This window comes from Halopenitus salinus (assembly GCF_042662125.1).
GTDB classification, from domain to species: Archaea; Halobacteriota; Halobacteria; order Halobacteriales; family Haloferacaceae; genus Halopenitus; species Halopenitus salinus.
Genome location: NZ_JBHSXL010000002.1, coordinates 222,226 through 236,239 on the forward strand (window position 1 = coordinate 222,226; position 14,014 = coordinate 236,239).

Below are 14,014 nucleotides of genomic sequence, written 5' to 3' on the forward strand. Positions count from 1 at the left end.
CAGTCATTTTCGAATCTGCTCTGTTGAATCCGCAGAAGGAGTTGGGATCGGTCACTCTGTACTCGACTTAGGAGCGCTGTCGAGAAAAGTCAGAAATGGATTCTTGGAAGAGAAAGTGAAGATCGAAATCGCCAGGTGGATCGATCCAACTCCTCGACGACGAAGAGTGAGTTGATCGCCTCTTCAGAGATCATGATCGCCGTGCGGTCATCGAGTTTAACAGAGCAGCTCTTCACATTATTGTAGTCCGAGACAGCAGAGAGTCAATTGTGGTTGTGATTATTGCGCTAATTCCTCCCACTCGGTCCTACGACAGACCCGAAACAGGCGTTTTTTGTTCACACGACGTCCTCAATGCTGTCCATACCCTGCTTTTCACTATCTTGATGGGTATCCTTGGGACATGTCTGATCCGACAGCACCGGTATCGGGTCGTGATTGGTGACAATCGTCGTACTTCTCCTGTCGCTGGTCGAGTGGCGCGGCCGGAACGCGCTCGGATCGTGTGGAACTGGTACGGGAAGGTCAAGCCGTGAGGCTGACGACATGTTCACTCTTCACTGTTTTCGATGATCTCAATGATCTGCTCCGGGTAGAACGCGAAATTAACATTCAGCGGGCCTTCCTCTATCGAATGCGCGGGCGATTGCAGAGTCGATGAGTGAATTCCGAGGAAGTACCGCTGCGGTTGCTTATACACGACGGGCCCGCCATCCATCTGATCGATTATCGACGGTGTTGTGAAGATTGGGCTTCCGCTCATCCCGGAGTGCGTGTTCGCGTCTGTTGCGAACGCGAGATTCCCCATAAATCCGCCGCCGTAATGACTAGAGATCAGGGCACTCCGGATTATCGGCATGTAGTCGTTCGGTTCGATCACTGGGTACCCAACAATCATCGCTTCCTCACCTGCTGTTATCGGTCGTTCATCAGGGAGGAAGTTTGGCGGGCCGATCGGTTGATTGATGTAATCATCCAAATCGTCGTACAATTCGAGCACTGCCAGGTCGGGTTGCGGTTCAGCGGAGTGTTCCATCCATTGCCGCTCGCCGTCCTTCACTAAATCTAGTGGGCGGCTGATACGGAGCATCGGTGCGTCCGCGTTGTCTCGCAGGTAAATCCGGGCTTCCTCGGCTACGAATTCTTCTTCGCCGTCATCGTTCTCCTCAACGAAGACGTGCCGGTTCGTGACGAGATAGTCTGTCTTCTCGTCTTCCTGCTCGTATCGGAATAGTGTCCCTGTTGCGTGACCGCCGCCCGGTAGTTTGATCGGTGTGACGCACAGGAATAGCGAGTCTAAAGGGTTGTTCGGCATGCTCATGTTGTGTTCCGGTAGAGTAGGCCGGGTTATTGACGTTGGTGATACATCGAGTAAGACCCGGGAAGGCCCGTTAAACGACCGTGCCTCCTACCCGTAATCGTAACCGGGGTGGCCTGGTCACTGCGCATAAACAGTGAACGGTTGCTTCAACGCATCTGAGGCGAAAGAAAAAAGCTTCCGTCCTACATGGAATCTCTATATCGGTCACACCGCTGCTGACAGCAAGCAAGTAGCTGACAAAGCCGTTGCTGTATTGAATACCTGCTGCTAACCGTGATATAAAATCTAGACTAGAGGGGTTACAGCGGCCTTACTCGTCGTCGGAGGTGTCGCCGGGCCGTGTGTTGTCGGGGCTGTCTCCGCCCTTGAATGTCTCGTGGGATCCGAATTGTCCGAGGTCGGGGGCTTCACCGTCGCCGGAGGAGCCGCCGTCACCGGAGTTTCCTTCGTCGGTCATACTGTAAAGAGGAATAGTGTACCTACCACTAAAAGGATGACGCCGAGGATAAAAGCGAGCGAGCTGTCGACGCTCCGGCTCAGTATTCCGGTGACCGAAACGAGCAACGACGTCTACGAGAAACTGTCCGTCGCCGGCGACGCCGTCACCGGCTCGCCGACGGATATCTTGACCGCCGTCCAAGGGGCACTCGAAGCGCACGATCCGGATGTCCTGGTCTGCTCAACCAGCGAGATCATCCCGACTCTGTACGAGATGGCGACGGACGCAGGCGTCGACGACTTCTCGCTGAGTCGGTGGCCGGACGTCGACTACCAGCAGCTCGCGAGCCGGTCGACGTACTCGAGCTACGGCCGCGTCGGCCACTCGCCGGCGCGGTACAACGTGCCCGGCCGGGCGATCATCGACGAGTCGAACACGTTCTTCTACGGGGAGACGAACCTCGACGGCGTCCTCGACCTCGTGTCGCGCTCGAACAAGCCCGTCCAGGAGCTCGCGTGGGCGTCGATCGGGAACGTGCTGACGGCGATCCAGATTTGCGAGGCCCACGACCGCGGTGTCCTCGTCCCGTGGAACTCCTGGCGCCACGAGTTCTACAAGCCGATGGGGACGCTCCATGACGCCGACCGCGGCGGGTTCATCTTCGCCCCCGAGGCCGGCCTCCACGAGAACGTCCACGAACTCGACTTCTCCTCGTTGTACCCGAACATCATCTGTACCAGAAACATCTCACCGGACGTCATCCGGTGTGACTGCCACAGCGACCGCGACGATGTCCCCGGCCTCGGGTACTCGATCTGCGACGACCGGGGCTACCTCGTCGACGTGCTACAGCCGATCATCGACGCTCGCGACGAGATCAAGGCGGCCATCCGTCGCGAGAAGGAACGGGACGACCCCGACAAGGACCGGCTGGCGGAGCTCGAGGGACGGTCGGGAGCGCTGAAGTGGATCCTCGTCGCCTGCTTCGGCTATCAAGGGTTCAGCAACGCGAAGTTCGGCCGCATCGAGTGCCACGAGGCGATCAACGCGTTCGCTCGCGAAATTCTGCTGACGGCGAAACAGCGGCTTGAAGCGGGCGGCTGGCGAGTCGTCCACGGCATCGTCGACTCCATCTGGGTGACGCCGGACCCCGACGTCGACGACGAGGACCGCGAGAACCTCGAGACGCTCGCGACGGAGATCACGGGACGTGTCGAGATTCGGCTCGAACACGAAGCTCAGTACGACTGGGTGGCGTTCGTGCCGCAGCGCGAGAGCGACGCCGGCGCGTTGACGAAGTACTTCGGGAAGGTCGCCGGCGACGACGACTTCAAGATCAGAGGCATCGAAGCGCGGCAGCGCTCGACCCCGCCGTTCATCGAGGACGTCCAGCGGGACTGCCTCGACCGGCTCGATGCCACGCGGTCACCGGACGCAGTGCTCGGACGTCTCGAACGAGCAATCGACGAACTGCAGGCGGGCAACGTAGCAGTAGAGCGGCTCGTCGAGCGGAACCGTGTCTCCAAGCCCCTGGAAGGCTACTCACAGAATACCCAGAACGTGGCCGCCTTGAAGCGAGCCCGCGAGCAGGAACTGGCAGTCCACCCGGGCCAGGACATCGAGTACGTAGTCGTCGACGACGAGAAATTCTCGCGAGACCGGGTCGCCCTCGCCCACGAAGCGATCGAGACCTACGACGCCTCGTACTACGAGACGCAGCTAGTTCGAGCGGTCGAGAGCATACTGGCACCTCTTGACTGGGATCGGAACGACATCCGACGAGAACTCAACGGAACACATGTAGTCGGTATCACGGACTGGACCTGACGAACCCCCTCCCCCCTTTTTCGAGTTGTAAACTCGTGACGCCGGGGAGGGGGTGAACAGCAAGAGGGACTGCAAAACAGCCGATTGTGGTGGATATACGCGATAGAGAGGCTGAGTGTCTAATCTTCTAACTTGCGATTAGATATGCGAAAGTTTATATCACACGTTACCTTACCATAACCGCACTAGGGATAAGAAAATATATCGTCTAGCTCAGCTAGACGATTGATGTCTCGGGATGTAGAGGACGACTTCATCCCATTCGTGGTTCTCATTCCGTGTATTATCGCGTCTCAACACCTCTACACCAATTTTAGTTACCTCACCTCTCGTTACACTACGTCTTGGATGGCCTGTTCCCCCGCGACTTACAACTCGAAAAAGGGGGGAGGGGGTGAAACATTCGAGATCACCAAAGCGGCTTCCCCGGCAATCATGTCCAAAACCCGGTATTCCTCTCACTCGTGAACGGATTCTACGAGTGGCGTTCTTTCGCAAGCATTCTGGCGCTTACTACTCGAAAACGGGGAGTATGAGAAAGACCGTATCACCCTGAGCATCATTCACAAAATCCGGATTATGTGGATTTTGCTCCGAGATCCACCTCGACTCACTTCTCCTTACAACGTGAGGGTGGGAGCATCGAACCAGGTGTGTTACCGCCCCCCAACATCTTACAACTCGAAAACGGGGGGTCCGGGTCATCAAGGAAGTTCGACGACAGCGAGCTTCGTCGAACCGTTACAACTCGACAACGGAAGGTGATAGATTCCGAAGACGGTATCTGGCTCATTCAGAGAATACGCGGCTGTAGTCGTTAGATAGCCTGTTTTCGCCTGGTTACAACTCCACAAGGGTCCACTTTTTTATACCCAGAGTTCGAGGGGGTTCATAATGGGACGAGAGGGACGTAGAGCAGGATCGAATAATCCGGAAGGTGAGGAGAATCGTGAATCTTCTGCTGCTGATCCTGAAACTCCTGAATCGACGGATGGGGAGGTGGCATCTCCTGGCACGTCACAAACGACCTTCGAAAACGGATCAGATCCCGCCGATTCGTCTCAAGAAGCAACTAACGGCGACGGTGGCGGCATCTCAATTCGTGATCGTCTCCAAACGGAGTCGTCCGGTGGCGTTTTCGCGAACAAAGACCTCGTCCGGTCAGATACCATCATCGACGAGGACCGTATCGTCGGTCGGGACGACCAACTGGGCCGTGTCGTCGACAATCTAAAACCGGTCCTCCAGAATGAAGGGATCCCCGATATGCTCCTGAGCGGGCCATCTGGAACGGGGAAATCGCTCATCATTCATGCAGTCTGCAAACAGATCGTCGAACTGTGTGAATCTCAAGGCAAGACCTTCGGGGTCATTTCAATCAACTGCGAGGGGCCGAAGACTGCAGATCGGGCTGTCTATCGGTTAGTCAAAGCCGCTGCCGACGACCTCGGCGTTGATCCTGGTGTTCCCCAAACCGGCGTCTCAACGGATCAGAAGCTGGAGCGACTGTACGAACTGATGCGAGAGTATTACGACGGTGTCATCTTCATTCTCGATGAGATCGATATGCTCGAGGGGCCGTATCAGGAATCAGAGTACAATTCTCTCATCTACCAGCTTTCACGGGCTCGCAAACTCGCTGACTTTGATGGTCCCATCTCGCTCACGACGATCACGAACTACGCCGACTTCATGAAGGACCTCAACAGCCGCGCACAGAGTTCTTACAACCCTGACGACATCTTCTTCGACGATTACGATGCGAACCAACTCCGTAGTATTCTCCGCAACCGGCGGGACGCCTTCAAGCCAGACTCACTTGCAGATGACGTTGTTCCGCTTGTTGCTGCGTTCGGCTCCCAAACGCACGGGGATGCGCGGAAAGCGATTGATCTCCTCAGATGGGCTGGTGAATTAGCCGAGCGGCGTGGGGCCGACACGGTTATCGAGACTGATGTCCGTGATGCTCAGGAAAAATACACCGAAAACCGCAAGCTCCGCCATATCAGCGGCATTTCGACTCAAAAGAAACTCTCCATCTACGCTGTGGCGGCCACTGCCCACTACGCAAGAGAACACCCTGAGTGGATCCCTGCTGGACCTGCGTTCAAGACGTATCAATTCATTGCTGATACAATGGACGCGGACCAGTACAGCCGTGAGACGTTCGTAAATCACGTCACAGAGCAGAGTACGTACGGTGTGTTGGACTTCGAGCGTCGAGGTAAGGGTCGAGGCAGAGGAGTGCATATGTATTTCTCCCTCTCTGAAGATCCCGAAACGATCATGGAGACGATCCGTGAGGATTCCCGGTTCGAAGATCTAGCTCACGAAGAGGCGACTATCAGCGCGGTTGTCCGCGAACGGCTGAAGCAGTTCCGGAGTAAGAACTGATCTCGCCCGTATTCTCCCCGCACTTACTTCTCGAAAACGGGGGGTGTTCGTATCCCGCGCGATGCGTTACAACTCGAAAATGGGGGGTGTCATTCGTCGGGATGTCTCGTTACTACTCGAAAACGGGGGGTGGGTGAGCCAAGAGATTTGACGTGCCGGTCAATGTACTGTGCTTTCCCCTTTCCCTCTCCCATTTACAACTCGAAAACGGGGGGTGTGTCCTACGATTTCTTAATCGTCGGCACCATCGATGATGCGGAGACGGTGGAGAAACGACGGAAACGTGGGGCGGGTGTCCTCTCCCTTCGTGTTTCACTCGTCCGGGTTGACCGGACCCATTCACACTGAGGGGTGTTGGGCAAACCAATCCCATTCACACTCTGGGGGGTGTCGTCTGCTACGTCTCTAATAGTACTGAAAAGACCACCAGGCTACAGTTCAATCTCGTCTACTCGTCGGGATTCACCGGCCCTTTGTACTTCGACGTCACCGAATCTCCCTCCCGCCACTGCCAGTAGTAGTAGCGGTTGTCGTTGATTTCCTTGATCGTGATCGTCGCCTTCGCCGGCACGTCGTCTGGGAGGTCATCGGGGCGCTCCTCGATGTCGGCGTCGTCCGCTTCCTCCTCGAGACGAGCTTCCCGCTCTTTGTGTTCGGCCAACGCCTCGGCGTAGCTGGCAACGTCCCGAAGATGCTCCGATGTGGCTTCGTTGAGCGTGTTGACGATCTCCGTCGGGAGGTTCGCCGGTGGGGTCGGGGGTTCGTAGGACATCGACTCTCTCCGTGTTAACCAACACAGACTCTCCACCCATAGTTTTGTTGGTTAAGACGGTGGAGACGGCTCCCGTGCCTGCTGACTGTAACACTACTCGAAACTTCTTCATACATAAGTTTCGTACTATGTTACGCCGTGCTCCGGCGCATCGAACTTGAGGTCCTCGCCACGGTCGACCGCGGCGACACGATCTCCGAACTCGCGACGAAGCTCGACCACAGCAAGAGTTACCTCTCTCGTGCCGTCGCCGACCTCGTCGAGAAGGGGCTCGTCTACACGGAACGCGACGGCCGTCGAAAACGCGTCGTCCCGTCGGATGCTCGCGCCGTCGAGCTCTATCAGGACCTTGTCCGCCAGCACTCTCACATCGAGTTCCCCGAGCTGCTGACCGGGAAGGCACTCGAGGTGCTGTACTACCTCGACCAGCCGCAAACTGTCTCCGAGATTGCGGACCGGACCGACAACTACCGCAACACGGTCAACCGGGTCCTCAAGCGGTTTCGCGACCGTGGGCTTGTCGGGACCGTCGACGGCCACTACAAGTTCAACGCCGACTTCGACCGCCTCCACGCGTTCGCCTGTGAACTCGCACACCACTACATCGCCAGCGCCTCGAAGCCGTCGCCCCGAAGGGGACGATTCTCTGGGAAGACTACGACGAATTCCTTGCTCAGGCCGAGACGGAGATCGATGCGGCGGCGTTCCACGAAACCGGCCTCGCTCGATTCGCGGCCTTCGACCTCCAGTTCCTGCTCACCGGGCACCGCTACTACGTCTACTCCGAGAACCTCGACGCAGTCACGCCGGCAGAGCTCTGCTGTCACACGCTGCTGATCGACGACGGCAGCCGCCACCGCTCGTACTGTCTCCTCCTGCTCAGCCACGTCGACGTCGCCGAGGAGGACCTCCGAGCGCAGGCGGTGAAGTACGATCTAGAAGACGAAATCGACGCCTTGCTCCGCTATCTCGAGACGCACGGTGAGGTCGACGACGACCGGCTCCCGGAGTGGGACGAGTTTCAGGAGCTGGCGGCAGACTACGAGGTGCGACTATCCTGAGACCGAACGTCGTCGCCAGCCGTGCCGTCTGCCGGCGTCAGTTCGGGTTGTAGGGATTCGTTGCTGTCTCGAGCCGATAGACATCCTCGATGGCGTCAAAATCGTCGTCAAACGCATACAGGTAGCCGAGCCCCTCGGTTTGCATATACGCGACAATGCAGGCATCGACGAAGGAGAGGGGTTCGTGTTGGCGAAAGAGGGCCTTCCCGGTTGCGAGGGCGTCGGTGGTGAGTGAATCGATGTGGAAGCGGGCGTTTTCTTCGATTCGATCGAGGAGATCGACGGCTGCGTCGTGGCCGGCGTGGGTCGTGAGGCCGTTGAGCGTTTCCGCGAGCACGTAGTCGAGGACGACTGCCTCCGGGAGCGCTCCATTGTCAATGCCTTGGAGCACAGGAAGTGCGGCATCGTGGGATCCATCCCGCCGGTATGCGGCGGCAAAGAGGACTGTCGTATCGATCAGTGCACGGGGCATTTACTCGACATCGACGCCCCAGGCGTCGTGATCGCGCGTTACATCGGTCGGCTCCTCACCAGCGTAGCCGTCGAAGTCGGCGAACGTGCCGGTTTGCTGTTGGATGACGTGGACCCGAATGCTCCCGTCATCTTCGAGATGCCAACGGAGCTGGTCACCGTCGTCGATATCGAGTTCACGCCGAATCCGGGCCGGAATGTTCGCCTGATTGCCAGACACTTTGCTTTCGGCGTCGATTCTGTCGCTGCTCATACCTCTCGGTACGTGACCGGCCGTGAAAAGCCTAGTGTGTCGCCACACTACCACGCGCTCCAGAAGATATCGTTCTAGTTCGAGGGTGCTGGAAGGCGCCCATCCGGACGTGGAACACGACCCTGTTTTATCTCGTGATCGACGCGACGCAGATGCTTGCAGCCGCCTTCGGGTGAACGCTGCTGCCAGTCGGGACAGGTACACGACTCGTCGATGACGTCGACTTCGTACCGGTTCCCGGACGCGGACTGCACCTCGTAGCGGCCACCTTTCGAGAGGAGCGAAACGTCCATCGCTTCGGCGACGGCACGCTTCGTGCGGGGCTCGAGATCGTCCTGTGACTCTGCGTTCTCGTCGACGACCAGCCGGTCGCGAACGTCGCCCGTTCGGCCACCGTCCGGAGCGACGGCTTCCGCAGGGCCACTGAGCCACTCGTGGAGCACTTCCTCCACCGGATGGCCTTCCGGCCAGAGGTAGTGGACCTCACGACGCTCGCGATGGTCGTAGGAGCCGCACGTGGCTGCGCTTCCAGTCCAGACGCGCCAGGCACCCGGCGCGGCCATCACGTCGACGATGTCGCGGGGAACCGTCTGGTGGTCGTCCGGGAAGAACACCCGGAATCGGGTACACCCTTCTTGCGGCGGCACGGTCTCCCACCAGTCTTCGCTGGAGCCCCAGCTGTCGTACATCGCCTCGTCGCTCCCGTAGCCGACTGTCACGCCATCGATCGGCGTCCAGTCCGCTGGGAGGGGATCCGCCTCGCCTTCGAGCACCCGAAGAACGGCGTTTCGGAGGTACTCGTGGGCTTGGTTGTCTGTCGTTCGAGCGACCTGGTCATGCTGCTCGGCAACGTGTTCGGCTTCCTCGAGGACCGTTGTGAGATAGTCTTCAGTCATGGTTCGCGGAGGTCAGAATGCGCCTCCGCCCTTCTGCGGGCGCAGAAAAAACTTAACCAACAAAAGAGGGAGATTCGGGCAATTTGTTGGTTAACCGATTTAGGGAGCAGGCGGCTCTTCGAGCACGTCGATGAGCTCCTCTGCCGTCCGACTGATTCGTCCGAGCCGCTCGCGAACGGCTTCGGGATCGTCCGACTCCCAGGCTGCGAGGTAGAACGCCGACCCACTGGTGTCGAGTCCGCAGTACCGGCCGACGACGTACGCGACGGCTTCGGCCTCGACTTCGCGTTTCGACCGCTCGGTGTCGTCGGCGACGTCGAAGTGGAGCAGGGCGTGCGCGTACTCGTGAACCAGCGTCCGGGCGAGATCAGCGTCGTTCTCCCGATCACGCACCTCGACACGCGGCTGCATATCGACGAGACTCAGCTGCTCGCAGATGCCCTTCGCCTCGCCGTGCGTCCACTCCTCGGCTGGAACGATCCGCACCGTCACGCCGAGGTCGTCAGCGGCGACAGTCAACTGTTCGACGAGATCACCGGCGTCCCCGGTCGCTTCCGTGTCGAGATCAGGAAGTGGCTCGCCCTCGGTCTGGGAGACATCGAACACCGGCGCGGGCTTGAACCCGACGAGACCCTCGGACCATTCCTCGGGCGGCGTCTCGTCGTACTCACAGTCGCTGTCCTCGTGGTAGCTCGGCGAGTTCTCGCACTCCGGGCACTGCTTGGTGATGATCGGCGCCCAGATCCAGATGGCCGATTCGCCCTCTGTGACGTACCGGTCGAACTCCTCCTGCCACGTCCGGTAGCCCGCCACCCGGCTCGCCTCGGGACACTGCTGCTTGATAAGGAGCGTGTTCCGGTAGGAGTAGTCGTGGAAGCGACTCTGGACGTCGAGCCACCCCTGGAACTCTTCGCTAGCCTGCGCGTCGTCGACGCCGGCGACGAGGTCGTCGATCCACTGTTCGATAGTGCTGTTCATCTCGTCGGATCGCGTGTCGGTCTGGTCGAAGGAGACCGACGAGTCACTAGTCGTAGCCATTGTGTTCACCGAATCGAGTTCACGGCGACTGCAGCAGTTCAGAACGCGCCGCACCCCTCGGGGGCGTTCAAAAACCGCTCTGTCGGTCAGCGGGAGTCCGTGTCTGAGCCGTTTAGAGAAGGACGAGCGGGCCCGGTGGCGGTTGTTTGGTCGCTAATCCACGAGTAATCGACTCGGATTCTTCAGACACTTCGGCTAACTTGCTTTCCTGAGCCTAGGTATTCGAAAATACTGAGTGGAGTTTCATCGAGCGAATTGTCGTTGACGGATTATTATAGACCGATTAGTTTCTAGCGTGCGAGAAACTTCGAGTGCTCGAAGCAGGTTCTATACTTCGGACTTGACAGTATAATTACTTTGAGTATAGATGTATAGGCGCATGTCGGATCAAGACTGCCACTGTGTCGACCCAACGGTTGACAAGTCGGACGCACAGACCCCGGAAACAGACAGCTGGATCGAAGAACGGCCAGTGAAGACCGCCGCGCTCCCGGAGGCCGTGGGAGACAATATGAGTCGGTTCTTCGGCGATTCGATCGACACGTTCGACGACATGATAGCGGCGATTCGTACGGTGGTCGAAGGGGAGGGAATCGCTATCGACGAACTCTGTCACGTTGATGGTGAAACCCCTCACTACGCGAAGACAGAAAATGAGACCTATCACTTCCGGTGTTTCTACGACGGTATCGCGCTCGCCCATCTCGTGGATGAACCCGTCGAAATCCGGACTGAAACCCCCACAAACGACCCCGTCGATATTCAGGTGTCGCCCGCGAACGGCGCCACAGTCACACCGCCAGATGCGGTCATGTCCTTCGGTGTGACCACCGAGAGTGACGTGCCCGCTGACGAGATGCCCACAACCCGGGAGGCCTACGGAGCCATCTGTCCATACGTGAAGGCGTTCCACACCCGCGGCGACTACGAGCGCTGGGCGGAAGACGTGGCGGCCACCACGGTCGGCATTCCCCTCGACGCCGGTGTACCCATCGCCGCCGCACTAACAGCGACCTCTTCTTCGTGGGGCGCCGAATGAGCTTGGGTGGTATCGCACTCGTCGGCTCACAAGCTACACTCGGGCTCGCGGGTCTGGCCGTCGGCGGCGCGAAGGTCACACACCAAGAGGACCAAGTCGACGATTTCCAGCGATTCGGGTATCCACAGTGGTTTCGGGTCGCTACCGGTATCATCGAGATACTCAGTGGTATCGGCCTGCTTGCTGGGTTAGTCTGGCACCCCGGACTAGCGCTGGTGGGTGGTCTGCTCCTCAGCGGGGTGATGGTTGGCGCGATAATCACCCACGTTCACATCGGTGATCCATTGTCGAAAACCGCCGTACCTGCGTTCCTGCTAGCTCTCACGGCGGCTCTCCTCGCGGGTCAGCATCTCGTACAACTCTAACCCGGGGCCTTCCATCTCGCGGCCGAATTAAGACGTGCGGGCTCGACGACGGAGGAAGAGCCCAATCACAAACAGCGGGAGCGCCGTCGCCAACCCGACCACAAGTGCATCGCCGATGGAACCGACGGCACCGTTTGCCGCGGTCACGCCCGCTGCCGTACCTCCGGCAACCGCTGCCCCGCCCCCAAGCGAGGCGAGACCGACACAACAGAGCCCACAGATGCCGGCGATAGCGAGTATCCCCCATCGTGAGCCATCGTCCTCTGAGGATGCCGTACTCTCACTGTGAGCGGTATCGGGGTCGGCCACCTCGCTAGCCGCTCCTCTGTGGTCGGTGTCGCCATCAGGCCGACTCTCCCCCTCGGTACGCTTCACCGGGTCCTCGGTCATGCACCGACCTTCTTCAGGACGGACAAAATACGTTCAGTACCCCGACAGTAACCACATTACGTTACCGTAACGGAGCGCTACAGCCAGCAACTGGAACAACTAGGGACGGGGAATCACTCTTCGATCTCCTCTACCCACTTGAGGAGGGGTTCGAGGTGTTGGCCCAACTCTTCGCCAGTTTCCGTGAGTTCGTACTCGACCCGTGGCGGGATTTCCGCGTACTGTTCGCGCGCGAGAATCCCGGCCTCCACGAGTTCGTCGAGTCTCGTCGAGAGCGTCGAGCTACTCACGTCCTCGAACGTTTCTTCGATGTCACCGTAGCGGGCTGGGCCGATCACATCGACCATGCAGACGAGTTGCATTGCGTACCGGCGGCTGAGAAGGTCCATCACGTCACCCAATGGACAGAGACAGTCCATGTCGATATTCGTTGAACTTGGCGTTTCAGTCACTGTGTCTCGAGAATCTGGCATAGCTTTCGTTCACCACACCTGATTTCATACTTCGGACTTGACAGTATAAATAGTTCGGTATTCAAAGTAGTGATGTATTATGTGTCAAAATAACCCAGAACGGGAAGTTACGTGTACGCTCACTGAGGAACAGGAAGCAGCACGATCAGAGAATGTCCGATCACTTCTCATCTCACACTATATTGGGTACAAAGCTCCAGAAGACGCCTTGGAGCTCCGATTCGAAGGCGGTGACGAGTCACTCCAAGCAGTTGCTCAGTTCATTTCGGCTGAGCTGCAATGCTGTTCGTTCGCTGATTACAAAATCACCGTGTCGCCCCCATACGAAGAAACGGTTCTGACCGTCACCGGTCCTGAGGGGACGCGACAGATGTTTCGGGAGGGGTTAGTCGAACGGCTGGAGGAAGAGGCGGCGTCAAGTAGTCAATCTGCGTGAACTCACTATCGTCTCGACGACTGAGGGCGTCCTAGCAGGCGGAATCGTCTTTGCTCTTGGCAGGTTGAAGGTACGTTTTCCCCCATTCCTCAAGCGAGTCGATGACTGGTTGCAGTGACTCTCCTCGATCAGTTAGCGAGTATTCGACGGCGACGGGCTTCTCACTCACGATTTCCCGGTCGACCAGTTCCTTCTCTTCGAGGTCGTCGAGGCTCTGCGAAAGCATCTTGTTCGTAATCTCTCCGACTTCATTACTGAGTGCGTTGAACCGGAGCGCGTCGTGTTGCAGCAGGCGGTGGATAATGACTGGGTGCCACTTCTTGTCGATCACATCCATTGTGCACGTGACTGCACACCAGTCGTCGCCCGCACACCATACCGCCAGGCATTCGTCCTCCGGAACGTCGGCCGAGTCGCTCATACAGCTTTGTTGTACGTCCGCCCGGATAGAAGTTCCCCAACGATACGACATATACAAACGAAACCACGGTTTCGCGGACGAAACCTCATAACCTAACAGATACGTGATACTTATCTATCGAGCGTTCTTCGGGTAACTTGGAATGACGGAAATCAACATCGAATACTGTGTGCCGTGTGGCCTCCTCGAATACGCCGTGGAGACCCAGGAAATGTTGCTCGAAAAGTTCGGGCAAGATCTCGACGGCGTCCGGCTCCAGCCTGGTCACGGCGGCGTGTTCAAGGTACACGCAGACGACGACCTCGTCTGGGACAAGGATGACCACGACGGCGAGATCGACCTCGAAGCAATCACTGCGGCTGTCCACGACCGCGCTCACGCGCACGCCTGAGTGCCCAGCTGTTGACTCACGCTGTCC

General features: G+C 58.3%; 15 protein-coding genes and 2 pseudogenes. 6 read left to right on the top strand and 11 right to left on the bottom strand.

Annotated features, from left to right (window positions below; all coding sequences use genetic code 11):
- Nucleotides 1-550 precede the first annotated feature (550 nt).
- On the bottom strand, nucleotides 551-1,321 hold the full coding sequence (locus ACFQE9_RS02230; RefSeq protein WP_379739656.1) for a S1 family peptidase: 771 nt from the start codon (nucleotides 1,319-1,321) through the stop codon (nucleotides 551-553).
- 310 nt (nucleotides 1,322-1,631) lie between these two features.
- Complete coding sequence (locus ACFQE9_RS02235; RefSeq protein WP_006629034.1) at nucleotides 1,632-1,778, bottom strand: hypothetical protein; 147 nt, start codon at nucleotides 1,776-1,778, stop codon at nucleotides 1,632-1,634.
- Nucleotides 1,779-1,814: 36 nt separating this feature from the next.
- Here ACFQE9_RS02235 and ACFQE9_RS02240 point away from each other — a divergent pair, with 36 nt between their 5' ends.
- Together ACFQE9_RS02240 and ACFQE9_RS02245 are read left to right on the top strand one after the other, a co-directional pair.
- Nucleotides 1,815-3,587, top strand: a complete 1,773-nt coding sequence (locus tag ACFQE9_RS02240) for a type B DNA-directed DNA polymerase (protein ID WP_379739660.1) — start codon at nucleotides 1,815-1,817, stop codon at nucleotides 3,585-3,587.
- A gap of 894 nt (nucleotides 3,588-4,481) precedes the next feature.
- Nucleotides 4,482-5,981, top strand: a complete 1,500-nt coding sequence (locus ACFQE9_RS02245) for a Cdc6/Cdc18 family protein (protein WP_379739663.1) — start codon at nucleotides 4,482-4,484, stop codon at nucleotides 5,979-5,981.
- A gap of 448 nt (nucleotides 5,982-6,429) precedes the next feature.
- Here ACFQE9_RS02245 and ACFQE9_RS02250 read toward each other — a convergent pair whose 3' ends face one another.
- Nucleotides 6,430-6,753 (bottom strand): DUF6788 family protein, encoded by a 324-nt coding sequence (locus ACFQE9_RS02250; RefSeq protein ID WP_379739666.1) that lies wholly within the window; start codon nucleotides 6,751-6,753, stop codon nucleotides 6,430-6,432.
- A gap of 138 nt (nucleotides 6,754-6,891) precedes the next feature.
- Between ACFQE9_RS02250 and ACFQE9_RS02255 the strand changes: the two are divergent.
- Nucleotides 6,892-7,814, top strand: a pseudogene (locus tag ACFQE9_RS02255) (helix-turn-helix transcriptional regulator).
- A gap of 37 nt (nucleotides 7,815-7,851) precedes the next feature.
- Here the strand turns inward: ACFQE9_RS02255 and ACFQE9_RS02260 are convergent.
- The 5 genes and pseudogenes from ACFQE9_RS02260 to ACFQE9_RS15205 all read right to left on the bottom strand — a co-directional run.
- Nucleotides 7,852-8,286, bottom strand: a complete 435-nt coding sequence (locus tag ACFQE9_RS02260; RefSeq protein WP_379739669.1) for a PIN domain-containing protein — start codon at nucleotides 8,284-8,286, stop codon at nucleotides 7,852-7,854.
- A complete protein-coding gene (locus tag ACFQE9_RS02265; protein ID WP_379739672.1) occupies nucleotides 8,287-8,538 on the bottom strand; it encodes an AbrB/MazE/SpoVT family DNA-binding domain-containing protein in 252 nt (83 codons plus the stop codon).
- A gap of 74 nt (nucleotides 8,539-8,612) precedes the next feature.
- Nucleotides 8,613-9,434 carry a hypothetical protein gene (locus ACFQE9_RS02270; protein ID WP_379739676.1) on the bottom strand — a complete coding sequence of 274 codons (822 nt, stop codon included), beginning with the start codon at nucleotides 9,432-9,434 and terminating at the stop codon, nucleotides 8,613-8,615.
- Nucleotides 9,435-9,533: 99 nt separating this feature from the next.
- The gene (locus tag ACFQE9_RS02275) at nucleotides 9,534-10,472 is read right to left on the bottom strand and encodes an ArdC-like ssDNA-binding domain-containing protein (protein ID WP_379739679.1); all 939 of its coding nucleotides are present in this window, start codon (nucleotides 10,470-10,472) and stop codon (nucleotides 9,534-9,536) included.
- Nucleotides 10,473-10,584: 112 nt separating this feature from the next.
- A pseudogene (locus ACFQE9_RS15205) lies at nucleotides 10,585-10,665 on the bottom strand (hypothetical protein); the annotation flags it as partial.
- Nucleotides 10,666-10,851: 186 nt separating this feature from the next.
- Here ACFQE9_RS15205 and merB point away from each other — a divergent pair.
- Both merB and ACFQE9_RS02285 read left to right on the top strand, forming a co-directional pair.
- Nucleotides 10,852-11,511 (top strand): organomercurial lyase, encoded by a 660-nt coding sequence (gene merB / locus ACFQE9_RS02280; RefSeq protein ID WP_379739682.1) that lies wholly within the window; start codon nucleotides 10,852-10,854, stop codon nucleotides 11,509-11,511.
- The gene (locus ACFQE9_RS02285) at nucleotides 11,508-11,876 is read left to right on the top strand and encodes a DoxX family protein (RefSeq protein ID WP_379739685.1); all 369 of its coding nucleotides are present in this window, start codon (nucleotides 11,508-11,510) and stop codon (nucleotides 11,874-11,876) included. The genes merB and ACFQE9_RS02285 overlap by 4 nt, the downstream gene beginning before the upstream one ends.
- Before the next feature lie 27 nt (nucleotides 11,877-11,903).
- Here ACFQE9_RS02285 and ACFQE9_RS02290 read toward each other — a convergent pair whose 3' ends face one another.
- The 3 genes from ACFQE9_RS02290 to ACFQE9_RS02300 all read right to left on the bottom strand — a co-directional run bounded on the left by ACFQE9_RS02290 (nucleotide 11,904) and on the right by ACFQE9_RS02300 (nucleotide 13,596).
- Nucleotides 11,904-12,266 carry a hypothetical protein gene (locus tag ACFQE9_RS02290; RefSeq protein WP_379739688.1) on the bottom strand — a complete coding sequence of 121 codons (363 nt, stop codon included), beginning with the start codon at nucleotides 12,264-12,266 and terminating at the stop codon, nucleotides 11,904-11,906.
- A gap of 113 nt (nucleotides 12,267-12,379) precedes the next feature.
- On the bottom strand, nucleotides 12,380-12,655 hold the full coding sequence (locus ACFQE9_RS02295) for a winged helix-turn-helix transcriptional regulator (protein WP_379739947.1): 276 nt from the start codon (nucleotides 12,653-12,655) through the stop codon (nucleotides 12,380-12,382).
- A 551-nt stretch (nucleotides 12,656-13,206) separates the two neighbouring features.
- Entirely contained in the window at nucleotides 13,207-13,596 is a 390-nt protein-coding gene (locus ACFQE9_RS02300; protein WP_379739691.1) for a winged helix-turn-helix transcriptional regulator, read from the bottom strand.
- Between the two features lie 142 nt (nucleotides 13,597-13,738).
- Between ACFQE9_RS02300 and ACFQE9_RS02305 the strand changes: the two genes are divergently transcribed.
- The gene (locus tag ACFQE9_RS02305) at nucleotides 13,739-13,987 is read left to right on the top strand and encodes a SelT/SelW/SelH family protein (protein ID WP_379739694.1); all 249 of its coding nucleotides are present in this window, start codon (nucleotides 13,739-13,741) and stop codon (nucleotides 13,985-13,987) included.
- Nucleotides 13,988-14,014 lie beyond the last annotated feature (27 nt).